This window comes from Cupriavidus sp. GW821-FHT07C08 (assembly GCF_059419025.1).
Genome location: NZ_JBWKQZ010000012.1, coordinates 134,222 through 156,624, shown reverse-complemented (window position 1 = coordinate 156,624; position 22,403 = coordinate 134,222). Strand labels below are relative to the sequence as shown.

General features: G+C 67.5%; 21 protein-coding genes and 1 tRNA gene. 8 read left to right on the top strand and 14 right to left on the bottom strand.

Going from position 1 to position 22,403, the window contains the following annotated elements; translation table 11 throughout:
* Positions 1-78: 78 nt before the first annotated feature.
* Positions 79-954, top strand: coding sequence for a pirin family protein (locus AC07UK_RS17325; RefSeq protein WP_436220746.1), 876 nt, complete (start codon positions 79-81; stop codon positions 952-954).
* 19 nt (positions 955-973) lie between these two features.
* Here the strand turns inward: AC07UK_RS17325 and ybiB are convergent, their stop codons facing one another.
* The 5 genes from ybiB to AC07UK_RS17300 all read right to left on the bottom strand — a co-directional run bounded on the left by ybiB (position 974) and on the right by AC07UK_RS17300 (position 6,174).
* Positions 974-1,966, bottom strand: a complete 993-nt coding sequence (ybiB, locus tag AC07UK_RS17320; RefSeq protein ID WP_436220747.1) for a DNA-binding protein YbiB — start codon at positions 1,964-1,966, stop codon at positions 974-976.
* 95 nt (positions 1,967-2,061) lie between these two features.
* On the bottom strand, positions 2,062-2,865 hold the full coding sequence (locus tag AC07UK_RS17315) for an ABC transporter ATP-binding protein (RefSeq protein ID WP_436220748.1): 804 nt from the start codon (positions 2,863-2,865) through the stop codon (positions 2,062-2,064).
* 18 nt (positions 2,866-2,883) lie between these two features.
* Positions 2,884-3,789 (bottom strand): nitrate ABC transporter permease, encoded by a 906-nt coding sequence (ntrB, locus tag AC07UK_RS17310; RefSeq protein WP_494686052.1) that lies wholly within the window; start codon positions 3,787-3,789, stop codon positions 2,884-2,886.
* Between the two features lie 61 nt (positions 3,790-3,850).
* Complete coding sequence (locus tag AC07UK_RS17305; protein ID WP_436220750.1) at positions 3,851-5,161, bottom strand: CmpA/NrtA family ABC transporter substrate-binding protein; 1,311 nt, start codon at positions 5,159-5,161, stop codon at positions 3,851-3,853.
* Between the two features lie 365 nt (positions 5,162-5,526).
* Positions 5,527-6,174, bottom strand: coding sequence for an ANTAR domain-containing response regulator (locus AC07UK_RS17300; RefSeq protein ID WP_494686051.1), 648 nt, complete (start codon positions 6,172-6,174; stop codon positions 5,527-5,529).
* A 256-nt stretch (positions 6,175-6,430) separates the two neighbouring features.
* Between AC07UK_RS17300 and AC07UK_RS17295 the strand changes: the two genes are divergently transcribed.
* Positions 6,431-7,132, top strand: a complete 702-nt coding sequence (locus tag AC07UK_RS17295; protein ID WP_013955455.1) for a fumarylacetoacetate hydrolase family protein — start codon at positions 6,431-6,433, stop codon at positions 7,130-7,132.
* Between the two features lie 4 nt (positions 7,133-7,136).
* Positions 7,137-7,784, top strand: a complete 648-nt coding sequence (gene maiA, locus AC07UK_RS17290) for a maleylacetoacetate isomerase (protein WP_436220752.1) — start codon at positions 7,137-7,139, stop codon at positions 7,782-7,784.
* A gap of 72 nt (positions 7,785-7,856) precedes the next feature.
* Here the strand turns inward: maiA and ftsY are convergent, their stop codons facing one another.
* Positions 7,857-9,017: a signal recognition particle-docking protein FtsY gene (ftsY, locus tag AC07UK_RS17285; RefSeq protein ID WP_494686050.1), complete on the bottom strand. Its 1,161-nt coding sequence runs from the start codon at positions 9,015-9,017 to the stop codon at positions 7,857-7,859.
* A 217-nt stretch (positions 9,018-9,234) separates the two neighbouring features.
* Between ftsY and AC07UK_RS17280 the strand changes: the two genes are divergently transcribed.
* From AC07UK_RS17280 to AC07UK_RS17260, 5 genes are all read left to right on the top strand, one after another.
* On the top strand, positions 9,235-10,782 hold the full coding sequence (locus AC07UK_RS17280) for a M16 family metallopeptidase (protein ID WP_013955458.1): 1,548 nt from the start codon (positions 9,235-9,237) through the stop codon (positions 10,780-10,782).
* Between the two features lie 9 nt (positions 10,783-10,791).
* Positions 10,792-12,174, top strand: a complete 1,383-nt coding sequence (locus AC07UK_RS17275) for a M16 family metallopeptidase (RefSeq protein ID WP_436220754.1) — start codon at positions 10,792-10,794, stop codon at positions 12,172-12,174.
* Positions 12,175-12,256: 82 nt separating this feature from the next.
* Positions 12,257-12,961 carry a 16S rRNA (guanine(966)-N(2))-methyltransferase RsmD gene (rsmD, locus tag AC07UK_RS17270; RefSeq protein WP_436220755.1) on the top strand — a complete coding sequence of 235 codons (705 nt, stop codon included), beginning with the start codon at positions 12,257-12,259 and terminating at the stop codon, positions 12,959-12,961.
* 240 nt (positions 12,962-13,201) lie between these two features.
* Positions 13,202-13,687 (top strand): pantetheine-phosphate adenylyltransferase, encoded by a 486-nt coding sequence (gene coaD, locus AC07UK_RS17265; protein ID WP_010814369.1) that lies wholly within the window; start codon positions 13,202-13,204, stop codon positions 13,685-13,687.
* 68 nt (positions 13,688-13,755) lie between these two features.
* Complete coding sequence (locus AC07UK_RS17260; RefSeq protein ID WP_010814370.1) at positions 13,756-14,016, top strand: YfhL family 4Fe-4S dicluster ferredoxin; 261 nt, start codon at positions 13,756-13,758, stop codon at positions 14,014-14,016.
* Between the two features lie 101 nt (positions 14,017-14,117).
* Here AC07UK_RS17260 and AC07UK_RS17255 read toward each other — a convergent pair whose 3' ends face one another.
* The 8 genes from AC07UK_RS17255 to AC07UK_RS17220 form a co-directional block, all read right to left on the bottom strand.
* Positions 14,118-15,977 (bottom strand): PhoX family protein, encoded by a 1,860-nt coding sequence (locus AC07UK_RS17255; protein WP_494686049.1) that lies wholly within the window; start codon positions 15,975-15,977, stop codon positions 14,118-14,120.
* Positions 15,978-16,172: 195 nt separating this feature from the next.
* Entirely contained in the window at positions 16,173-16,769 is a 597-nt protein-coding gene (pth, locus tag AC07UK_RS17250) for an aminoacyl-tRNA hydrolase (RefSeq protein ID WP_494686048.1), read from the bottom strand.
* Positions 16,770-16,920: 151 nt separating this feature from the next.
* Positions 16,921-17,538, bottom strand: coding sequence for a 50S ribosomal protein L25/general stress protein Ctc (locus tag AC07UK_RS17245; protein WP_436220757.1), 618 nt, complete (start codon positions 17,536-17,538; stop codon positions 16,921-16,923).
* A 132-nt stretch (positions 17,539-17,670) separates the two neighbouring features.
* Positions 17,671-18,624, bottom strand: a complete 954-nt coding sequence (locus tag AC07UK_RS17240) for a ribose-phosphate pyrophosphokinase (RefSeq protein WP_010814374.1) — start codon at positions 18,622-18,624, stop codon at positions 17,671-17,673.
* Positions 18,625-18,718: 94 nt separating this feature from the next.
* A tRNA-Gln gene (locus AC07UK_RS17235) sits at positions 18,719-18,795 on the bottom strand.
* A 59-nt stretch (positions 18,796-18,854) separates the two neighbouring features.
* Positions 18,855-19,733: a 4-(cytidine 5'-diphospho)-2-C-methyl-D-erythritol kinase gene (gene ispE, locus AC07UK_RS17230; RefSeq protein ID WP_494686057.1), complete on the bottom strand. Its 879-nt coding sequence runs from the start codon at positions 19,731-19,733 to the stop codon at positions 18,855-18,857.
* Between the two features lie 8 nt (positions 19,734-19,741).
* Positions 19,742-20,335 carry a lipoprotein insertase outer membrane protein LolB gene (gene lolB / locus AC07UK_RS17225; RefSeq protein ID WP_013955465.1) on the bottom strand — a complete coding sequence of 198 codons (594 nt, stop codon included), beginning with the start codon at positions 20,333-20,335 and terminating at the stop codon, positions 19,742-19,744.
* A gap of 93 nt (positions 20,336-20,428) precedes the next feature.
* Complete coding sequence (locus tag AC07UK_RS17220) at positions 20,429-22,387, bottom strand: tetratricopeptide repeat protein (RefSeq protein ID WP_494686047.1); 1,959 nt, start codon at positions 22,385-22,387, stop codon at positions 20,429-20,431.
* Between the last annotated feature and the right edge of the window lie 16 nt (positions 22,388-22,403).

Sequence of the window (22,403 nt, the reverse complement as noted above, 5' to 3'; positions counted from 1 at the left end):
GTTGCAGCAGCGGCTACACTCGACCCAACTGCGGCGCGCTGGCATCCTGCGAGCCTCTCTCATTCCACCGGAGGAGTTATGTCTGCTATCGAACACTTGCTCAAGCCGCATGTGCGCGACCTGGGCGATTTTACCGTGCGCCGGCTGTTGCCCGCCGCCGCTACCCAGACCGTCGGGCCGTTTATCTTCTTCGACCATATGGGGCCGGTGCAGCTGCCGCCGGGCGCCGGCGCTGATGTGCGTCCGCATCCCCATATCGGGCTGGCCACGGTCACCTACCTGTTCGAAGGCGAGATCATCCACCGCGACAGCCTGGGCAGCGACCAGGCGATCCGTCCGGGCGACGTCAACTGGATGACCGCCGGGCGCGGCATCGTGCACTCGGAACGCTCGCCCGAGCATGTGCGCCCCGCCGGGGCCCGGCTGCACGGCATCCAGACCTGGGTGGCACTGCCGCAGGAGCATGAGGGTGCCGAGCCGTCGTTCTTCCACCATCCCGCCGCCACGCTGCCACAGATCGAGCGGCCGGGCGTGCGCATGGTGGTGATTGCGGGCGATGCCTTTGGCCAGGTCTCTCCGGTCAAGGTCTTCAGCCGCACCCTGTATGTGGCGATCGAGCTGGATGCGGGCGCGAGCGTGGAGATCCCGGTCGAACATGCCGAGCGGGGCATCTATCCGGTGGATGGCGCGGTGGCGCTCGACGGCGAGCCGCTGCCGGCCGAGCACATGGTGGTGCTCACCCCGGGCCAGCCCGCGACGCTGACGGCCACGGCGCCGTCGCGCGTGATGCTGCTGGGCGGCGACCCGACCGACGGGCACCGCTTTATCTACTGGAATTTCGTTGCCAGCAGCAAGGTGGCGATCGAGGCTGCCGCCCAGCGCTGGGAGGACGATCAGTTCCCGCACGTGCCGGGCGAGACCGAGCGCATCCCGCTGCCCCCGCGCAAGGCCTGACAGCGATCCCGGGGCTGGCTCAGACCGGGCTGGCCCAGGTCACGCGAGTGCCTTGCCGCAGGCATTCGCGGATGGCATCGACCTGGATCGCGAGCGGTGCCGGCACCGGCGCCGCGCCGTCCAGCACGCGCCGGATCCAGGCCACGGTCTGGCCGGCGTCGCTGCCGGGCGGCAGTTCAGGCACTTCGGCCAGTGAACCCACGGCCGGATCGACCAGCGTCTGCTGGTGCCCCTCATGCAGCCAGTCGATGCGGCTGGTGCGGCGCGCATCGGCCACCACTTCGCCCTCGGTGCCGCGTGCCAGCAGCACGTTGGCGGGCTCATGCGAGAAGTAGTCAGTCAGCGTCTCGCGGTATTCGGGGTGGGTGTAGCTGTACAGGCGCAACCCTTCCGCGGGCGAATGCTCGCCCACCGGCTGCAGCATCTTGGCCACCGTATGCGCCGAATTGCGCAGGCCGATCACGGTGCGCCGCTCCAGCAGCTGCGACAGCCCGGGCGACAGCACATCCACCGGCAGCACCGCCAGCGGCCCGAGGTCGCTGCCCTCGCGCAGCCGTGCCGAGGCCTCGTCGGTCGTCGCGCACAAGGGCACGCCCAGGGCCTCGAACAGCGTCATGCTGGTCACGCGGCCATTGAACAGGCGCGTGCCGTGCACCAGCACGGGGACATCTTCGCGCGCCAGCAGCAGCGCCAGCAGCGGCACCAGGTTGGGTTGCTTGCGCGCGCCGTTGTAGCTGGGGATCACCACCACCTGCCGGTCAGGCGGCGCCGGCAGTGGCTGGCAGTGCGCATGGGCGGCTTCCAGCATGCCCGCCAGCTCGTGCGGGGCCTCGCCCTTGATGCGGTAGGCCATCAGGATGGCGCCAAGCTCCAGGTCCGAGACGCGCCCGGCCAGCATGGCGTCGAACAGGGCCTGCGCGTCTTCGCGGGGCAGCGCGCGCGCGCCGTTGACGCCGCGGCCGATCTCCTTGATATAGCGGGCAGCAGGGAAGGGCGTGGCTGGCGTGGTCATGGCGGCGTGGGGGTAGTCTGTTCTGGGTTCATGATAGCGGAGCCAGGCCGCCGCGCCCACCGCCGCCGGTCACCGCGCATCGCCTCCTGAGGACACTACGCGGCTTCCTGCAGCGCCGGGTTGCGCTGCTTGCGGTAGAGAAAGTCCAGCACCGCGGTGCGGCAGGCGTGGTAGGCCTTGTCGTCGGCCAGCGCGACGCGGTCGCGCGGGCGCGGCAGGTCCACCTTCAGGATCTCGCCGATGGTGGCGGCCGGGCCATTGGTCATCATCACGATGCGGTCGGCCAGCAGCACGGCCTCGTCGACATCGTGGGTCACCATCACCACGGTGCTGCGGGTGCGCGCCACGATCTTGATCAGCTCGTCCTGCAGGTGCGCGCGCGTGAGCGCATCGAGCGCGCCGAAGGGCTCGTCCATCAGCAGCACCTTGGGCGCCATCGCCAGCGCGCGGGCAATGCCCACACGCTGCTTCATGCCGCCGGAGATTTCATGCGGGTACTTGTTCTCGGCGTGCGTCAGGCCCACCAGCGCCAGCGTGTCGTGCGTGCGCGCCTTGAGCTGCGGCTTGCTCTCGCTGGCGGCGAAGACGCGCTCCACGCCGAGGTAGACATTCTCGAAGCACGTCAGCCACGGCAGCAGCGAATGGTTCTGGAACACCACCGCGCGCTCCGGCCCCGGCCCGGCGATCTCGCGCCCGGCGCAGATCAGCGCGCCGGTGGTGGGCGTGGCCAGTCCCGCGACCAGGTTCAGCAGCGTGGACTTGCCGCAGCCGGAATGGCCGATCAGCGTGATGAACTCGCCCTCGGCGATCTGCAGGTTGATATCGCGCAGGGCGACGAACGGGCCCTTGCGGGTCTTGAAGGTCTGGCCGACGTTTTCGATGCTGACGAACTTGTCCATGGCGATTCTCCCCGCGTATCAGTTGGTGCCGTAGCTGAAGCGCCGGGCCAGCGCCAGCAGCGCGTGCTCGAGCAGCAGCCCGATGATGCCGATCACGAAGATCGCGATCACGATGTGCTCGACCTTCAGGTTGTTCCATTCGTCCCACAGCCAGAAGCCGATGCCGGTGCCGCCGGTCAGCATCTCGGCCGCGACGATCACCAGCCACGCGGTGCCGATCGACAGCCGCACGCCGGTCAGCATGTAGGGCAGCACCGCGGGGAACAGCACCCGCGTGAACACCTTCCATTCCGACAGGTCCAGCACGCGCGCCACGTTCAGGTAGTCCTGCGGCACGCGCGTGACGCCCACCGCGGTGTTGATCACCATCGGCCAGATCGAGCAGATGAAGATCGCCCAGATCGCGGCCGGGTTGGCGGCCTTGAACAGCAGCAGGCCGATCGGCAGCCACGCCAGCGGCGAGACCGGGCGCAGCAGGCTGATCACCGGCGCGGTCATCGCGTTCAGGAAGGCAAAGCGCCCGATCAGGAAGCCGGCCGGGATGCCGACCAGCGCGGCCAGGCCGAAGCCCGCCGCGACGCGCGCCAGCGATGCCAGCACGTTCCAGCCGATGCCCTGGTCATTGGGCCCGTTGCGGTAGAACGGGTCGGCAAACAGCGGCACCGCGGCGTTCCATGTGGCCTGCGGCGTGGGGATGGCCGGGATCATCGTGGCGATGCCGTGCCAGGCCAGCACGAACAGGGCGAAGCCCAGTACCGGCGGCACGATTTTGAGCACCAGCGCGCCGACTGCCTCGCGGCGCTGCGTGCGCCGTTCCTGCGCGGCGAGTTCCTGCTCGCGCCGGCGGGCCCGTTCCTTGGTGTCGGGATCGGCCGCAGAGGCTACGGTTGCGCCTTTGGGCGCGGTATGGGCGATGGCATTCACGTCTGGCTCCTTTTCGTCAGGGGCACTGCGGATCAGTGGGGAAATGGCGGCCCGAATTTCGTCAGGCCTTGATCTTGAAGCCATCGGCGTAGGCCTTCGGGTCCTTGGCATCCCAGACCACGCCATCGATCAGCTTGGCGCTGCGGAAATCGCTCTTGGGCAGCGGCACCTGCGCCGCGCTGGCGGCCTGCTTGTAGACGTCAATGCGGTTCACCTGTTTCGCCACCGCGAGGTAGTCCGGATGCTCCTTCAGCAGGCCCCAGCGCTTGTGCTGCGTCAGGAACCACATGCCGTCGGACAGGTACGGGTAGTTGGCGCTGCCGTCCGAGTAGAACTTCATCGCGTCAGGGTCGTCCCAGGTCTTGCCCAGGCCGTTGTTGTAGCGGCCCAGCATGCGGTCCAGGATGATGTCCATGTCGGTGTTGACGTAGGACTTGGCGGCAATGGTCTCGGCGGTCTTGCGGCGGTTGGAGGCCGACGCATCGATGAACTTTGATGCCTCCAGCACCGCGGCCACCATCGCGCGCGCGGTGTTGGGGTATTTCTGCACGAATTCGGCGGTGGTGCCCAGGGTCTTCTCGGGGTGGCTCTTCCAGATGGCCTGCGTGGTCTCGGCGGTGAAGCCGATCTTGTCGGCGATGGCGCGCGCGCCCCAGGGCTCGCCCACGCAGAAGCCGTCCATATTGCCCACGCGCATATTGGCCACCATCTGCGGCGGGGGCACCGTGATCGCCTTGGCGTCCTGCATCGGGTTGATGCCGTTGGCCGCCAGCCAGTAGTACAGCCACATCGCATGCGTGCCGGTGGGGAAGGTCTGGGCGAAGGTGTAGTCGCGCTTCTCCTTCATCATCAGCGCCTTCAGGCTGGCGCCGTCCTTCACGCCTTTCTCGGCGAGCTTGGACGACAGCGTGATGGCCTGGCCGTTGTGGTTCAGGTTCATCAGCACGGCCATGTCCTTTTTCGGGCCGCCGATGCCCAGCTGCACGCCGTAGATCAGGCCGTACAGCACGTGCGCCGCGTCCAGCTCGCCGTTGACCAGCTTGTCGCGCACGCCGGCCCACGAGGCTTCCTTGGTCGGCGTGATCTTGATGCCGTACTTCTTGTCCAGCCCGAGGGTGGCGGCCATCACCACCGAGGCGCAGTCGGTCAGCGGGATAAAGCCGATGCGCACGTCGGTCTTCTCCGGCGCGTCCGAGCCCGCAGCCCATGCACCGGCGCGCACCAGCGGATCGACCAGCGTCATCACGCTGGCGCCGGCGATGGTGGCCAGCACGCGGCGGCGGCCGCTGCTGGCCGGGACGGCGTCGGCAGCCGCGTCGGAAACGTGGACGGCTGCGTGCAGCGGCTTGGCAATCCTGAGGCGAGAGGGCATTGCATGGCTCCAAGAAAAAAGGCGTCCCTGCCGCGACCGGCTTCGCCAGAAGACCGGTGCGGCGCAGGGACGCCGTTGTCCGTGGCGTGACGCAGCCCGCGTTGGCCGTGTCCGCCGAAATTGTTGGTCGGCCGCCGTTGGCCGATACCTGCATAACGCAAGGCGTATGCCAGCCTGTGCAGTGCAGCATTCGAGGGCGGATTTGTGACGGATCGGGAGGAAATGGTCGGATGCGGTGCGCGCGCGGTCGCCGCCGCCGCATTCGGGGGAGCAGGGGAGGGAGGTGGCGCCGCGCGGCAGCGCCAGGAGCGTGCATTGCACCAGTCGTGTGCGGCAGCGCACCACGGCTGGCAGGCGCGAGCGGCTCAGCCCATCACGTCGATCACGCGCTGGGCCGCGTCCACCAGCTTCAGGCCGCGCTCCATCGCCATGCTGCGCAGGCGCTTGTAGGCCTCGTCCTCGCTGAGGCCGCGCGCCTGCATCAGCAGCCCCTTGGCGCGCTCGACCACCTTGCGCTCGGCCAGCTTGAGCCGGGTGGCATCGAGCTCGGCGCGCAGCTGCTGGTCCAGTTCAAAGCGCGCGTAGGCCACGTCGAGCACGGTCTTGACGCGCTCGGCGCGCAGGCCGTCGACGATATAGGCGGTGATCCCCGCCGTCAGCGCTGCCTTGATGCGCTGGCTGTCGTCGTTGTCGGTGAACAGCACGATCGGGCGCGGCGCATGCTGGGTCGAGACGCAGACATGTTCGATGGTGTCGCGCGCGGCGGATTCCGACGCGATGATCAGCATGTCGGGCTGGGTGGCCGTGATCACATCCGGCAGGCGCAGGTCGGCATCGACGATCTGGATCTCGGTAAAGCCCGCGCTCACCAGCCCGCCGCGGATGGTCTCGACGTTCAGCGGGTCGGCATCATGCGGGTCGCGCACGAGCAGGATCCGCAACACCCGGCCACCGGCAGTGGGCGGGCCAGGTGCGGCGGGGGTGGACGATGGGGGCGGGTGGCGTCGTGTCATGGCTAGGCTCTGTTGCAGTGCGCCATGCAAGATTCGCGCCGGGCAAGTATCCGGTCACCTGCGCCAGTCCGGTGCGGTGGCGCTGCGAGGATGCCTGGATTCATTGTATGCGGTCGTACGCAGAGGCAACTCTCGCGGTGTATCCTGTTGCCCTGCTGCGCCGGGCGCGTCTGCTGGCGACGCCGCGAGTGGCTGCATCCCGCAACCCCGCATCCTGCGCGCCGCAGCACCGATCAGAACAAATCTGGAGAGATGCATGACCGAATTCGTGTTCGCCCCGCCCGCGCCCGTTGGCGTGCCGGTGCGCGGCAGCAACGCTAGCTTCCCGGTCCGGCGCGTGTACTGCGTCGGCCGCAACTATGCTGCCCACGCCCGTGAAATGGGCTCGGACCCCGACCGCGAGCCGCCGTTCTTCTTCTGCAAGCCGTCCGACGCGGTCAGCTATGTCGCCGACGGCACCGAAGGCGCCTTCCCGTACCCGCCGGGCACCAGCAACTGCCACTATGAAGTGGAGCTGGTGGTGGCGATCGGCAAGGGCGGCCGCGACATCCCGGTCGACCAGGCAGCCGGCCACGTGTTCGGCTACGCCGTGGGCCTGGACATGACCCGCCGCGACCTGCAGAACGAATCGAAGAAAACCGGCCGCCCCTGGGAGACCGGCAAGGCCTTCGACCAATCCGCGCCGATCGGCCCGATCGTGCCGGTGTCGGCCATCGGCCATCCGGAGAAGGGCGCGGTGACGCTGGCGGTCAACGGCGTGGAAAAGCAGCGCGGCGACCTGTCCGACCTGATCTGGTCGGTGCCGGAGATGGTGTCGTACCTGTCGAAGCTGTTCGAGCTGCAGCCGGGCGACCTGATCTTCAGCGGCACGCCCGAAGGCGTGGGCCCCGTGGTCAAGGGCGATGTCATGCAGTGCCACGTCGGCGGCGTGGGCGACCTCACCATCAAGGTAGTCTGATCCGATGCTCAAGCTTTACAGCTATTTCCGCAGCTCGGCCTCGTTCCGCGTGCGCATTGCGCTGGAACTCAAGGGGCTGTCCTATGACTATGTGCCGGTGCACCTGCTCAAGGAAGGCGGCCAGCAGCTCAAGCCGGAATTCCGCGCCGTGAACCCTGACGGCCTGGTGCCGGCGTTCGTCGACGGCGAGCACGTGCTGCAGCAATCGCTGGCCATCGTCGAGTACCTGGACGAGATCCACCCCGAGCCGAAGCTGCTGCCCGGCACGGCGCTGGACCGCGCCTATGTGCGCGGACTGGCCCAGGAGATCGCGTGCGAGATCCACCCGCTGAACAACCTGCGCGTGCTGAAGTACCTGAAGCACACCGTGGGCGTGACCGACGAGGTCAAGGACGCGTGGTACCACCACTGGATCGAGCTGGGCTTTGCATCGCTGCAGACCAACCTGGAGCGCGGCGGCAAGGCCGGGCGCTTCTGTTTTGGCGATACGCCCACGCTGGCTGATATCTGCCTGGTGCCGCAGGTATTCAACGCGCAGCGCTTCAATATCGATCTGGCCCGCTACCCGGCGATCGCCAGGATCTATGAAACCTGCATGGAGCTGCCTGCCTTCCAGAAGGCGGAGCCGAAGTCGCAGCCCGACGCGGAATAAGCGTTCGCAGGCCTGCAAGGCAAAACGCCCCGGCACTGCCGGGGCGTTTTGCTTGGCGCGGGTTGCCGGGCCTTACCCCAGCAGCGCGTCGGCGAACTCTTCCGCCTTGAACGGCTGCAGGTCTTCCACCTTCTCGCCGACGCCGATGAAGTAGACCGGCACCGGGCGCTGGCGTGCGATCGCCGCCAGGATGCCGCCCTTGGCGGTGCCGTCGAGCTTGGTCACGATCAGCCCGGTCAGGCCCAGTGCGTCGTCGAAGGCGCGGGTTTGCTGCAGGGCGTTCTGGCCGGTATTGGCGTCGATCACCAGCAGCACCTCGTGCGGCGCGCTCGGCATGGCCTTGCTGATCACGCGCTTGACCTTCTTGAGCTCTTCCATCAGGTGCAGCTGCGTCGGCAGGCGGCCGGCGGTGTCGGCCATGACGATGTCGATGCCGCGCGCCTTGGCCGCATTGACGGCGTCGAAGATCACAGCCGCCGGGTCGCCGCTTTCCTGCGCCACCACGGTGACGTTGTTGCGCTCGCCCCAGATCGTCAGCTGCTCGCGCGCGGCGGCACGGAAGGTGTCGCCGGCGGCCAGCAGCACCTTCTGGTCATAGCGCTGGAAGTGCTTGCACAGCTTGCCGATGCTGGTGGTCTTGCCGGCGCCGTTGACGCCCGCGATCATCATCACCATTGGCTGCTCGCGGCCCAGCGCCATGGTCTTTTCCAGCGGGCGCAGCAGCTGGGTCAGCAGCTCGCGCAGTGCCGCCTTGACGCCTTCAGCGGTCTCGATGCGCTCGGCCTTGACGCGCTTGCGCAGCTCGCCCAGCAGGTACTCGGTGGCTTCGACGCCGGCATCGGCCATCAGCAGCGCGGTTTCCAGTTCCTCGAACAGGGCCTCGTCGACCTTGACGCCGACGAACAGCGTGCCGATGTTGCGGCTGGTCTTGGACAGGCCGGTGCGCAGCCGCTGCATCCAGCCCTGCTTCGCTTCAGCGGTCTGGGCGGGCGGCGGGACCAGCTCGAGCGCTTCGGCCGGTGCGGGCGCCGGCACGGGGATCGGGGCCGCCACGGGCGCTGGGGCAGGGGGTGGAACTTGCGCGGGGACCGGTGCCGGTGCGGGCGCAGGGACTGGCGCAGGCGTGGGGGCCGGTGCCGGCACAGGGGCGGGGACCTCGACCGGAGCGGGGGCCGGGGCTGGCGCCTCGACGGGCGCGGGCTCGGCCTTGCGCTTCTTCCAGAAACTAAACATTGGGGAATGGAGTCAATACCGGGGGCGATACCCTGGCGGCAGCCAATGCCAGCAGGCAACCGGTTATAAATCAATGGGTTACGCAGGTGTCGCGATGGCTGGGGAGAAACCGTTGTGGTCCCGGCCGGCGATTGCGTATAGTTCGCTACATGGCAGATTCATGCGCGCAGTCTTGCGCACGTGAGTCGATCGGCAAAATTCTAGCAGACGGGGTCGCATGAACCATTGCGCTGTCCTGACCGCTGCGGGCGCACAAGGCACCAAAGCCTGCGTCCAAACGCGCATCCAACGCCTCTCACAACCTTCCAATCCGCTTCCTGCCCGCGCCGCGCGTCTTGCGCGGCGTGTCATTCCCACGCTGCTGCTGGCCTTGCTGCCCTGGTCGATGCCGGCGGGGGCGCAGGAAGCCGTGCCCTCGCCGAGGCCCGGCACGCAGACCGCCCTGGCCGGCGCGACCGCGCAGGGCACGACTGAATACCGCCTGTCCAACGGGCTGCGGCTGATCGTCAAGGAAGACCACCGCGCCCCCACGGTGGCGCACCAGATCTGGTACCGCGTGGGCGGTATCGACGAGGTCAGCGGCACCACCGGCGTGGCGCACATGCTCGAGCACATGATGTTCAAGGGCACGCCCAAGGTCGGCGTGGGCGAGTTCTCAAAGCAGGTCGCTGCGCTGGGCGGGCGTGAGAACGCCATGACCAACCGCGACTTCACCATGTACTACCAGCAGATCGGCAAGCAGTACCTGCCGAGGATGATGGAGCTGGAGGCCGACCGCATGGCCAACCTCATCATCACCAAGGACGAGTTCGAACGCGAGATGAAGGTGGTGATGGAAGAACGCCGCCTGCGCACCGACGACTCCGCGCGCGGCACCGTCTATGAGCAGCTGCTGGCCACGGTCTACACCGCCGCCGCGTACCGCCACCCGGTGATCGGCTGGATGGACGACCTGGTCAATATGCGCGTGGACGACGTCAAGGAGTGGTACCGCCACTGGTACGTGCCCAACAATGCGATGGTGATTGTCACCGGCGACGTCAAGGCCGAGGAAGTGCGCGCCCTGGCCGAGCGCTACTACGGCAAGGTCAAGCCGCGCACGCTGCCGCTGCGCAAGGACCAGGAAGAGCCGGCGCAAAAGGGCATCAAGCGCATCTGGGTCAAGGCGCCGGCCGAGAACCAGTACATGGTGATGGCCTACAAGGTGCCGCGCCTGCGCGATATCGAGAAGGACGTCGACCCCTACGCGCTGGAGGTGCTGTCGGCTGTGCTCAACGGCTACGACAACGCACGCCTGACGCGTGAACTGGTGCGCGAGCAGCGCCTGGCCGACGACGTCAACGTCGGCTACGACAGCATCAACCGCGGCGAGTCGCTGTTCGTGCTCGACGGCACGCCGGCCACAGGCCACAACACCGACGAGATCGAGCGCGCGCTGCGCGCCGAGGTCCAGCGCATCGCCAAGGAAGGCGTGTCGCCGGAAGAGCTCAAGCGCGTCAAGGCGCAGGTGGTGGCCGGCCAGATCTACAAGCGTGATTCGGTGTTCGGGCAGGGCATGGAAATCGGCGTGTCCGAGATCTCGGATATCTCATGGCGCCAGATCGACCGCATGCTCGACAAGATCAAGGCCGTCACGCCGGCGCAGGTGCAGGCCGTCGCCGCGAAGTATTTCAACGACGACAACCTGACCGTGGCCACGCTGGTGCCGCAGCCGATCGATCCGAACAAGCCCAAGCCCCAGGCCCCGTCGGGCCTGCGCCACTGAGGAAAGGCGATGACTCAGTACGTCACCACCCCGCAGCGTGCGCTGCGCAAACTGGCCGGCGCCACATTGGGCGCCGTCGTCCTGCTGGCCGCGCAACTGGCGCAGGCCGCGATCCCGATCGAGCACTGGACCGCGTCCACCGGCGCCAAGGTGTTCTTCGTGCACAGCCCATCGATCCCGATGCTCGACGTCAATATCGACTTCGACGCCGGCAGCCGCTATGACCCGCCGGGCAAGGCCGGGCTGGCCACGCTGACCGCCGCGCTGCTGGACAAGGGCGCCGCGGCGCTGGAGGGCCAGCCGGCGCGCGATGAAGCGAAGATCGCCGATGGCTTTGCCGATACCGGTGCCGCCTTTGGCGGCGCTGCCGGCGGCGACCGCGGCGGCATCGGGCTGCGCACGCTGACCGCGCAGCCGGAGCTGGACCAGTCAGTCGCGCTGGCCGCGCAGCTGATCAAGGCGCCGACCTACCCGGACGCCGTGGTCGGACGCGAGAAGCAGCGCCTGATCACGGCCATCCGCGAAGCCGACGCCAAGCCCGGCGTGATCGCCGACAAGGCGCTGGCCAAGGCCATGTATCCCGACCACCCCTACGGCGTGGCCGCGACCCCGGACAGCGTGGCGTCGATCACGCGCGACGACATCGTCAGGTTCTGGCGCGACAACTACGGCGCGCAGCGCGCGGTGGTGACGCTGATCGGCGCGGTCGACCGCAAGCAGGCCGAAGCCATTGCCGAGCAACTCACGCGCGGGCTGCCGCCCGGCAGCGCGGCGCCGGCCATGCCGCAGGTGCGCCTGAACATCGCCCCTAGCGAGCAGCGCATGCCGCATCCGGCACAGCAGTCCAGCGTGGCCATCGGCCAGCCGGCCATTGCCCGCGGCGACCCCGATTACTTCGCGCTGCTGGTGGGCAACTACGTGCTGGGCGGCGGCGGCTTCAGCTCGCGCCTGACTGACGAGGTGCGCGAGAAGCGCGGCCTGACCTACGGCGTGGACAGCTACTTCGCGCCGTCCAAGCAGCCGGGTCCGTTCGGCATCAGCCTGCAGACCAAGAAGGCGCAGACCGACGAAGCGCTGGCGCTGGTGCGCCAGGTGCTGGCGCGCTTTGTCGCCGAGGGCCCGACCGAGAAAGAGCTGCGCGCGGCCAAGGACAACCTCATCAACGGTTTCCCGCTGCGCATCGACAACAACCGCAAGCTGCTGACCAACGTCGCCAATATCGGCTGGTACGGGCTGCCGCTGGATTACCTGGACACCTGGACCGCCCAGATCGGCAAGGTCACGCGCGAGCAAGTCAGGGCCGCTTTCCAGCGCCATGTGCGCCCGGACAATATGGCGACGGTGATCGTCGGCGGCCCGGTCGCAGCGCCTGCGACCGCCGCCAGGCAGTGATGCCGGCACCGCTTGGGCCCGTCATGCGCGCCGGGGCTCCGGCGCGTGCGGCGAACCGGCCCGAAGGCTCTACAATCACGGGATGAATTCGCGTTCCCGATTGCCGACGCCCGCCACCGGCGGGCGACCCGCCTCTCCTGCCGCTGCCAGCGGCGGGCGTTCCCCCGTTTCCGCGGCGCCACGCCAGGCACCGCGCCAGGCACCACGCCAGGAACCGTCCCAGGTCCGCATCATCGGCGGCCGCTGGAAGCGCACCTTGCTGCCCGTTCCCGACGCTCAGGGCCTGCGCCCCACGCCCGACCGCGTGCGCGAGACGCTCTTCAACTGGCTCGGCCAGGACCTGTCCGGGCTGGAATGCCTGGACCTGTTCGCCGGCTCCGGCGCGCTCGGCTTCGAGGCCGCCTCGCGCGGTGCCGCCGCGGTCATGCTGGTCGAGTCCAATGCGCGCGTGGCCAAGCAACTGCGCGACAACCAGTACCGGCTCGATGCGGCCCAGGTGCGCGTGATGCAGGGCGATGCCTTTGCCATTGCCGCGCAGCTGCCCGATGCCAGCTTCGACGTGGTCTTCCTGGATCCGCCCTTCGCCGAGGACTGGATCGGGCCGGCGCTGGAGCATGCGGCGCGGCTGTCGCGGCCCGGCGGCGCAGTCTATGTCGAGACCGACCATGCGCTGACCGGCGCCGACGCGCCGGTGCCGGCATCGCTTGAAATCGTGCGCCACGCGCGCGCCGGCGCGGTGCATTTCCACCTGCTGCAGCATCGCGTGCCGGGCAACGGCGCGGCCTGATGCACCAGCCTGGGGCAATTGTCCGGGTATGCCTGTTCCACGTTGAGGAAGGGCCCCTTCCTCAATGGGAAACGGGTTCTTAGCTGCGCTGCGGCAAAACGGTGCGCCGGGCGACTTCCAAGTGGCGCATTTGGGGTTACACTACGCCGCTGTCACAACGCTCGCGACGCAGCACCCACGCCGGTCCGGCCGGCGCAAGAGGCGGCCCACGGCCGGCAGCGGGCAGATCAAGGAGGAAGTATGGTCATCGCGGTCTATCCCGGCACGTTCGATCCAATGACCCGGGGACACGAGGATCTGGTCCGCCGTGCGTCGAACATCTTCGACGAACTGGTGGTGGGCGTGGCGCACAGCCCCAACAAGCGCCCGTTCTTTTCGCTCGAAGAGCGCATCGGCATTGCCCGTGAAGTGCTCGGGCATTATCCCAATGTGCGCGTCGAAGGCTTTTCCGGCCTGCTCAAGGACTTTGTGCGCAACAACAATGCGCGCGTGATCGTGCGCGGCCTGCGCGCGGTGTCCGACTTCGAGTACGAATTCCAGATGGCAGGCATGAACCGCTACCTGCTGCCCGACGTGGAAACCATGTTCCTGACGCCGTCGGACCAGTACCAGTTCATCTCCGGCACCTTCGTGCGCGAGATCGCGGTGCTGGGCGGCGACGTCAGCAAGTTCGTGTTCCCGTCGGTGGAACGCTGGCTGCAAGAGAAAATCGGCAAACCGGAATAAAATAGTAGACTCAGATACGTCGAGTCGCGGCCAGTCGGGCGCGGGCGTGTCCGCAGGAAGGAAACACCATGGCGCTGATGATCACTGACGACTGCATCAACTGCGACGTTTGTGAACCCGAGTGCCCGAACGAAGCCATTTCGATGGGGCCCGAGATCTATGAAATCGACCCCAACAAGTGCACCGAGTGTGTCGGGCACTTCGACGAGCCGCAATGCCAGCAAGTCTGCCCGGTCGCCTGTATCCCCAAGGATCCGAACCGCGTCGAAACGCATGAGGTCCTGATGCAGCGCTACCGGCTGCTGACGGCCGCCAAGCACGCGGCCTGACCCGCAGCTTCAGCCAGGCAAAAAAAGCCCCCGGCACCGCAAGGTGACGGGGGTTTAACTTTTCCCCAGTTACTGCTGGTACTACCTACAACACTGCGCGGTCACGCACCCATCGGCTTGCCGTCGCTACGGCGCACCACGATGGTGGACGAGCGCGGCGGCTTGGCCGCGTCCGGCCACTTGCCGGTGGGATGCTGGATATTAATGAAGCAGGTGGTCAGGTCCGGCGTGTAGGCAATGCCGGTGATCTCGCAGCCGGTCGGGCCCGCCAGGAAGCGCCGGGACTGACCCGTCGGCGAGATGTAGTACATGCTGTTGTTGCCGAACGTACCGGTATAGGTGGCGCTGGTGCTGGAATCGGTCTGCACCCACAGGCGGCCCTTGGGGTCGACGCGCAGGCCGTCCGGGCTGGAGAAGGTGTCGCCGTTGATATTGCCCTTCAGGTTGTCGGTGGCCAGCGACGGGTCGCCTGCCTGCAGCAGGATGCTCCACGTGAAGGTCGTGGCCAGCGGCGAATTGCCGGCTTCGTTCCACTTGACGATATGGCCGTGCAGGTTGTTCTTGCGCGGGTTGGCGGCGTCGGTCTGCTGGCGGCCGCTGTTGTTGGTCAGCGTGCAGTAGAGCGTCTTGTCCGGTGCGGCCGTGATCCACTCGGGGCGGTCCATCAGCGTGCCGCCGGCCACGCGCGCGGCCGACTTGGTGTTGATCAGCACGTCGGCCTGGCTGGCAAAGTCGACCGTGCTCGGCGCCGGCGAGACCGCCGACTGGGTCCAGTTGCCCGGGTCCGATGCGCCGACGGTCAGGCCGTTCTTGCCCTGCGTCAGCTCGATCCACTGGCCGCTGCCGTCGGCATTGAACCTGGCCACGTAGAGCGTGCCGCTGTCCAGCAGGTTGGCATTGGCGGCGCGGTTGTTCGGATCGAAGGCCTTGCTCGGGATGAATTTGTAGATGCAGCCCGGCGTGCCGTCATCGCCCATATAGAAGGCGACGTTGTTGCTGGCGTCGGTCAGGAAGGCGACGTTCTCATGGTCGAAGCGGCCCATCGCCGTGCGCTTGGCCGGCGCGCCCAGCGTGCCGTACGGGTCGATCTCGACCACCCAGCCGTAGCCGTTGTCGGCCTGGGTCGGGTCGATGTAGTTGTCCGTGCTTTCTTCGCAGGTCAGGTAGGTGCCCCACGGCGTGTAGCCGCTCGAGCAGTTGTTGAGCATCCCGACCACGGTCGAGCCCACCACCGAGGCGGCCGGGCCGCCCACGCGGTACAGCGTGTTGCCGGTGTAACGCTTGTTGTAGATCGAGTCGCGCTTGACCTGCCACTTGCCGCTGGCGGCCAGTTCGACTTCGATCACCGAGATGCCCACCGCCGACAGGGCGATGCGCTTTTGCTCCGCGCTTGCGGTGGCGGCGTTGTAGGCGGTCGGGAGCAGGATGTTGTAGTCCGGCAGCTCATGGTTGATCGCGAGCAGGCCGCCCTTCTGCGGATCGACGCCCGGCAGTGCGAAGTAGTGCATGCCGTCGTGGTTGCCGCCGGCCTGGCGCTCGGTTTCGGCCGAGGACTGGAAGGCGCCTGCATAGCCGGTGGCGCCGGCTTCGACCGGGTCGCCGGCAGAGAACAGCACGTCGACGCTGTAGCCATTGGGCACGACCACGGTATCCGTGGTCGACTTGGCGATCGGCTCGAAGGTGACGTCGTAGCTCGGGGCGGCCGCGGCGGGCGCGGGGGCCGGAGCGGGTGCTGGTGCTGGTGTGGGGGCTGGCGCCGGCGCGGGATCGTCATCGCCGCCACAGGCGGCCAGCAGGCCGCTGCCGAACGCCGAGGCCAGCGACAGGCCCAGGCCGCCGCGCAGTACACGGCGGCGGGCCGGGTTGGCGGCTACGATGTCTTCGAGCATCTGGCCGGGCACGTCAACGTCGGGCTTGGCAGCGCGGCTGGCGGCTCGTGCTTCATCGGTCAGGTACGACATGGGCTTCCTCCTGTGGGTTGTCATGCGCATCGGCCACCATGCGATACCGATGCGATTGGAAACCACGGAATGTATGTGCCGCCCATGGCACTTTGATGACACATTGTCTGCAAAAGCAGTCTTGAGCTGCCAAACGACGACGGGCCGCAGATGCGGCCCGTTTTCATGCTGTTGTCGCAGGGATGTGCGTATTTGTCAGCGCGTGGTATGCAGCTGCGCCATGGCGCGTTCGGCATCGCCGCGCGCCAGCAGGCCGAGCGGGTCGATGCAGCGGTCGATGGCGGCATCGATGGCTTCCTGCTCCTCGCGCCGCGGCGGCTTGAGCACAAAGTTGACCACGTCCTCGCGGCCCGCGCCGGCGCCGCCGGGCGCGTTGCGCGGATGGCCCACGCCCAGGCGCAGGCGCCAGTAGTCCTGCGTGGACAGGTGGGCCGAGATGTCCTTGAGCCCGTTGTGGCCGCCCGCGCCGCCGCCGCGCTTGAGCTTGGCCGCACCCGCCGGCAGGTCCATCTCGTCGTGCGCGACCACGATCTCGTCGGGGAGGACTTTGTAGAAGCGCGCGAGCGACACCACGGCCAGCCCGGAGCGGTTCATGAAGGTCGACGGCTTGAGCAGCCAGATGTCCTGGTCCCACAGCCGCGCACGCGCGGCCAGGCCGTGGAAGCGGCCCTCCACGCGCATCGTGGCGCCGCCCATGCGGGCCAGCTGGTCCACCAGCCAGAAGCCGGCGTTGTGTCGGGTGGCCTCGTACTCCGTACCGGGATTGCCGAGGCCGACGATGAGCTTGATCATGCGTTTGACTGGGTCGTTGGCGCGCAAGGCTGCGCCACAAGCGCCAAGGATACCGAAAAACCGGCAGACGGCTGCCGGGCGAAAAAAAACCGCCGCAAGAAGCGGCGGTTTCTTCGTGGCGCGGCCGGCAGGCCGCAACCGCTGCTGCAGCTTAGGCAGCCGGCGTTTCGCCAGCGGCTTCGCCGCCTTCGGCAGCTTCCGACACGGCACCAGCCGGTTGCGAGATGCTGGCGACGGCCGGGTTGTCGTCACCGTGGGTGATCACGGTCACGCCCTTCGGCAGCTTGATGTCCGACAGGTGGACGGTCTGGTTCAGCTCGACGGCGGCCAGGTCCACTTCGATGAACTCGGGCAGGTCGGCCGGCAGGCACGACACTTCCAGGTCGTTCACGATGTGGTTGACGATGCCGTGGCCCAGCTTCACGCCAGGAGCGGTTTCCTGGTTCATGAAGTGCAGGGGCACCTTGACGTGGATCTTGTCGTTGGCCGACACGCGCTGGAAATCGACGTGCAGCACCAGCGGCTTGAACGGGTGCATCTGGAATGCGCGCAGCAGGGCCTGTTCCGACTTGCCAGCGACTTCCAGTTCCAGGATCGACGAGTGGAACGCTTCCTTCTTCAGGGCGTGCCACAGCGCGTTGTGATCCAGTTCGATCATCTTCGGTTCGGCGGCGCCGCCGTAGATGATGCCGGGGGTCTTGCCCGAATTGCGCAGGCGGCGGCTCGCACCCGTTCCCTGTACGCTACGCTCGAAAGCGACAACTTTCATGATGACTCCAAATGTAAGAAGGCTGTCCGCGACCAGACAGCCTCGTTGCGGCGCAAACAGAAAATGATGCGCCGATCAGGTCACGTTGATCGCCGAAAAACGGCGATCAACGCAGTAAAGCTTAAAATTCTATCAGGAACCCGCAAACAGCGACATGATCGAGTCGCCCTTGACGATGCGGGTGAAGGTCTCGGCCAGCAGCGGGGCAGTCGAGAGCTGGCGGATCTTGGTGCATTTGGCCGCTTCTTCGGACAGCGGGATGGTGTCGCACACCACCACTTCGTCCAGCGCCGAGTCCGCGATGCGGGCGGCCGCGCCACCCGACAGCACCGGGTGCGTGCAGTAGGCGAAGACCTTCAGCGCGCCGCGCTCCTTCAGCACCTGGGCGGCCTTGCACAGCGTGCCGCCGGTGTCGATCATGTCATCCATGATGACGCAGTTGCGGCCGTCGACTTCACCGATGATGTTCATCACCTCGGCCACATTGGCCTTGGGACGACGCTTGTCGATGATCGCCAGGTCGCAGTTCAGTTCCTTGGCCAGTGCGCGGGCACGGACCACGCCGCCGACGTCCGGCGACACCACCAGCAGGTCGCCGTAGTTCTTCTCGCGCAGGTCGCCCAGCAGTACCGGCGAAGCGTAGATGTTGTCGACGGGAATATCGAAGAAGCCCTGGATCTGGTCAGCATGCAGGTCCATCGTCAGCACGCGCTCGACACCGGCGACTTCCAGCATGTTGGCCACGACCTTGGCCGAGATCGCGACACGCGCCGAACGCGGGCGGCGGTCCTGGCGGGCATAGCCGAAGTAGGGCATGGCGGCGGTGATGCTGCGTGCCGAGGCGCGCTTGAGCGCGTCGACCATCACCATCAGTTCCATCAGGTTGTCGTTGGTCGGCGCGCAGGTGGACTGCAGCACGATGACGTGCTTGCCGCGAACGTTTTCCTGGATATCAACTTGAACTTCGCCGTCGGAGAAACGGCCAACCAACGCCTTGCCCAGAGGAATGCCGAGGTGCTGTACGACAGCCTCCGCGAGTTTGGGGTTGGCGTTGCCGGTAAATACCATCAAGCCTTCGCTGCTCATTCGGGGCACCTGTCTTGCTGCTGGGGGAGCTTGGTGTCACCGGCAAGGCCGGTGACTGATACAGAGGGTCCGTAAGGACACTATAGGAATGTAATGGCAGGGGAAGAAGGATTCGAACCTTCGAATGCCGGAATCAAAATCCGGTGCCTTGACCAACTTGGCGACTCCCCTACACAACCGGGCCGTTCTTCGTGGTACCAGACTACCGTACCGCGCCGAACGAAAACTTGCTACGCGAGCGCTGCGAGCGGATGACGTGCCAGACTGCGCACACACCTGCCATCCCATTCAGGGGGCAACCTTTCCAAAACCTGCTGTGCTGTTGCTGCGTCGGGAAAACGCGCAAACACGCAGGCTCCGGAACCGGTCATCCTGGCATGCTGATTGTGTTGCTTCAGCCATGCTAGGGCTCGGGCGACTTCGCCGAACTTCGCTGTTGCTATCGGTTCCAGATCGTTGCGACCGAAATCGAATTTGTTTGTGCGAGCAGCGAAGACCGCAATTATGGAGAGCGGCGTATCCCTTGTCAAGCACTCGTCCGAAAAAATTTCAGCGGTGGGGACATGCTGTTTCGGGTGGATGACTACGAACCAGCTGTCGGGCAGCTCGACTGGCGTCAGGTCCTCGCCGATGCCCTGTGCAAAGGCGTTCTGGCCCAACACGAACACCGGCACGTCGGCGCCCAGCGCCAGGCCGATGCGCATCAGTTCGGCGCGCGCAAGGCCCAGTCCCCACAGGTGATTCAGCGCCAGCAGCGTGGTGGCGGCATCGGACGAGCCGCCACCGATGCCGCCGCCCATCGGCAGCACCTTGTCGATGGCTATGTCGGCCCCGAACGTGGTACCGGTGGCCGCCTGTAACGCGCGCGCGGCGCGCACCACCAGGTCGGTCTCGGCCGGCACGCCGGGCACGTCGGTGACGCGCGCGACCACGCCGTCGTCGCGCCTGCGGAAATGCAGCGTGTCGCACCAGTCGACCAGCTGGAACACAGTCTGCAGCGTGTGGTAGCCGTCGGCGCGGCGGCCGGTCACGTGCAGGAACAGGTTGAGCTTGGCCGGCGCGGGGCAGTCGCGCAGTTCGGGCGGGGGCAGGGGTTGGCTGCGGTGCATGGCGTGGTTCACGGCGTCTGGGGATCGATCACGAGGCGCACCGACAGCGGATTGCTGCCGGCGTCGCGCGCCAGGTCGATGCGGCGCGGCACCTGGGCGGCCGCTTCCTGCCAGGCGACGTAGCGCACGGTCCAGCCGTTCTGCGCCAGCGTTGCCAGCCGGCCCTGCTCGTCGCGCGTGGTGCGCGCGGGCGCGCCCTTGGTGGCGCGGCCGTGCAGCCAGTCGCGCATGCCGGACACCGGCAGCGCAAAGCCAAGCGCTTCTTCCATTAGGGTGTCGACCTCGGGCGCGTTGCGTGGCGGCTGGTTGGGCAGGTCGAGCGTGGCGCCGGACGGCGTGGCGGTCACCACGGCCAGGGTCTGGCCAAGCGGGGACACCAGGTCCAGCCGCACGTTGCGGCCCTGCTCTTCCCAGCGGAAGCTTCCCTGCACGCCTTCGTCGCGCCCATAGCGCACGTAGTTGGCGGAGAAGCGGCCGGTGTATTGCTGGCTGGCGGCGGCCTGGTCGCCATCAAAGCTGCGCGACGGTGCCACGCTGGCACACGCCTGCAGCAGCAGCGGGGCGCCAAGGCAGAGGAGCGCCAGGCGTCGGGATCGGTTCATGGGCTTGGTCGTGAGAACGGCGGCGCGGCGGCGGCCGCCGGCTGACGGGAATCCGGCGCCGCGGACCCGGGCTGCGGGCCGCGGCGGGCGGGGTTACTTGGAAAGTTGCACGTTGACCTTGTAGCGGCGCAACGTGTCGACCAGGGTCTCGTTCTCGGGATCGACCCGGACGGCCTCGGTCCAGGTCTTGCGCGCTTCGTCGTGCTCGCCGAGCTGCCACAGCACCTCGCCCAGGTGCGCGCCGATCTCGGCCTCGGGCGCCTTGGAATAGGCGTTGCGCAGCAGGTCAGCCGCCGGGCGCAGGTCGCCCATGCGGAATTTGACCCAGGCCAGGCTGTCCATGATGTACGGATCGTCCGGCCCCAGTTCGGAGGCGCGCTCCAGCAGCTTGAGCGCCTCGGGCAGGCGCTCGTTGCGGTCGGCCAGCGAGTAGCCCAGCGCGTTGTAGCCCTGCTTCTGCTGGGGCTGCAGCGCGATCACCTTGCGCAGGCCCTTTTCCATGCTGTCGTAGCGCTTCTGGCGCTCGTCGAGCATGGCCAGCTCGTAGATCCAGTCGGCGTTGTCGGGCTCGGCCGTGACGCGGTCGTTGAGCAGCTTGCGGGCGCGGTCATAGGCCTTGCTTTCCATCAGCGTGGCCACCTCGGCCTGGCGGATGGCGGTCACGCGCTGCGTGCGCTGGCCGGGATCGGGGATGTCCTCGGCGTCGGTGAGCATCTCGCCGAAGAGCGCCTGGGCGTCGTCGAGCTTGCCCATGCGCGCCAGCAGCTGCGCGCGCTTGGCGGTGGCCGCGGGCGCCAGCCGGATGTCCTCGATGCGGTCCAGCCACTGGATTGCACCGGCGTAGTCCTTGCGCTCCTCGGCGATCTGCGCCAGGTACTGGTAGGCAATGTCGGGGTTGGCGGTGGGCTGTTTCTCGACCAGCTGCAGGTATTCCTTCAGGTACTGCTCGGCCTCGCCGTAGTTCTTGGCCTGCAGGCTGGTCAGGCCCAATGCCAGCGGCACGCGCGGGTCGCCCGGAGCTACCTTGCGCAGGGTCTCGAACTCCTGCCGGGCCGACTGCATGTCATTGCGCAGCAGGTACAGCCGCGCCAGCGTGATATGGCCGTTGACCGAATCGGGCGACTTGTCCAGGAAGCGCTTCAGGATCACGACGGCTTCGTCGGGCTGCTTCTCGGCGCGCAGCTCGGCCGCCATCAGCGCGGCCGCTTCATAGTCCGGGCGCAGCCGCAGCGCCTGGTCGAGCGCGACGAGCGCGCCCGGCTCGTCGCCGGCGACTTCCCTGGCGCGCGCCAGGGCCAGCTGCGTTTCAGGCAGCTTGGTGTCATTCTTGGTCAGGTCCTGCAGCAGTGTGGCCGCGCCGGCCGGATCGCTGGTGCGCGACAGCTGCTGCTGCAGCTGCAGGATGGCCTCGCCGCGATGGGTGGCCGGCACCGCCGCCAGCTGTTGCTGCAGCAGGGGCCGGGCATCGTCCCAGCGGCCGTTGAGCACCAGCAGCGTCGACAGCACCTGATTTGCGGCGGGTGAAGTCGGCGAAATCTCCTTCCACAGGCGCGCGGAGTCCAGCGCCTGCTGCGGGATGCGCGCATTGAAGGCGATCTCGGTGGCGCGCTGCGCGAAGCGCGGGTCGCGGGTCTGCCGGGCCAGTTCCATGTAGGTCCGGTAGGCCGGGCCGACCAGGCCGCGCTGCATGGAAATCTCCGCGGCCAGCACCATATAGACGATGTCGTCGGTCAGCTCCAGCGACGGCAGCGCGCTGCGTGCCGGCTTGCTGGCGGCGGCGGGGCGCTCGCTTTCGGCCGCGGCCAGCTGCAGTGCCGATGGCAATGGCATGGCGCCCGCGGGCGGCGCGGCATGGCTGGCGCCGGCGGCCAGGGCCAGCAATGCCGAGGCGGCCAGCGCACGCGCATGGCGGCGCGGCGCCTGGAAAAACCGGGCCAGGGCGCCAGCCGTGCGCGCTGTGCGGGGAACGGCGCCTGGAAAAGCGATCGGGAGGCCGCCCGCGGTGGCTTGCAACGTGGAGTCCGGCATCAGGTCCGGCATGAGGTCCGACATGTAGTGATTGCTCCGG

Coding starts and splice junctions, on each gene's coding strand:
- AC07UK_RS17325 (WP_436220746.1), top strand. CDS start 79: ATGTCTGCTATCGAACACTTGCTCAAGCCGCATGTGCGCGACCTGGGC.
- ybiB (WP_436220747.1), bottom strand. CDS start 1,966: ATGACCACGCCAGCCACGCCCTTCCCTGCTGCCCGCTATATCAAGGAG.
- AC07UK_RS17315 (WP_436220748.1), bottom strand. CDS start 2,865: ATGGACAAGTTCGTCAGCATCGAAAACGTCGGCCAGACCTTCAAGACC.
- AC07UK_RS17305 (WP_436220750.1), bottom strand. CDS start 5,161: ATGCCCTCTCGCCTCAGGATTGCCAAGCCGCTGCACGCAGCCGTCCAC.
- AC07UK_RS17300 (WP_494686051.1), bottom strand. CDS start 6,174: ATGACACGACGCCACCCGCCCCCATCGTCCACCCCCGCCGCACCTGGC.
- AC07UK_RS17295 (WP_013955455.1), top strand. CDS start 6,431: ATGACCGAATTCGTGTTCGCCCCGCCCGCGCCCGTTGGCGTGCCGGTG.
- maiA (WP_436220752.1), top strand. CDS start 7,137: ATGCTCAAGCTTTACAGCTATTTCCGCAGCTCGGCCTCGTTCCGCGTG.
- ftsY (WP_494686050.1), bottom strand. CDS start 9,017: ATGTTTAGTTTCTGGAAGAAGCGCAAGGCCGAGCCCGCGCCCGTCGAG.
- AC07UK_RS17280 (WP_013955458.1), top strand. CDS start 9,235: ATGAACCATTGCGCTGTCCTGACCGCTGCGGGCGCACAAGGCACCAAA.
- AC07UK_RS17275 (WP_436220754.1), top strand. CDS start 10,792: ATGACTCAGTACGTCACCACCCCGCAGCGTGCGCTGCGCAAACTGGCC.
- rsmD (WP_436220755.1), top strand. CDS start 12,257: ATGAATTCGCGTTCCCGATTGCCGACGCCCGCCACCGGCGGGCGACCC.
- coaD (WP_010814369.1), top strand. CDS start 13,202: ATGGTCATCGCGGTCTATCCCGGCACGTTCGATCCAATGACCCGGGGA.
- AC07UK_RS17260 (WP_010814370.1), top strand. CDS start 13,756: ATGGCGCTGATGATCACTGACGACTGCATCAACTGCGACGTTTGTGAA.
- AC07UK_RS17255 (WP_494686049.1), bottom strand. CDS start 15,977: ATGTCGTACCTGACCGATGAAGCACGAGCCGCCAGCCGCGCTGCCAAG.
- pth (WP_494686048.1), bottom strand. CDS start 16,769: ATGATCAAGCTCATCGTCGGCCTCGGCAATCCCGGTACGGAGTACGAG.
- AC07UK_RS17245 (WP_436220757.1), bottom strand. CDS start 17,538: ATGAAAGTTGTCGCTTTCGAGCGTAGCGTACAGGGAACGGGTGCGAGC.
- AC07UK_RS17240 (WP_010814374.1), bottom strand. CDS start 18,624: ATGAGCAGCGAAGGCTTGATGGTATTTACCGGCAACGCCAACCCCAAA.
- ispE (WP_494686057.1), bottom strand. CDS start 19,733: ATGCACCGCAGCCAACCCCTGCCCCCGCCCGAACTGCGCGACTGCCCC.
- lolB (WP_013955465.1), bottom strand. CDS start 20,335: ATGAACCGATCCCGACGCCTGGCGCTCCTCTGCCTTGGCGCCCCGCTG.
- AC07UK_RS17220 (WP_494686047.1), bottom strand. CDS start 22,387: ATGTCGGACCTCATGCCGGACCTGATGCCGGACTCCACGTTGCAAGCC.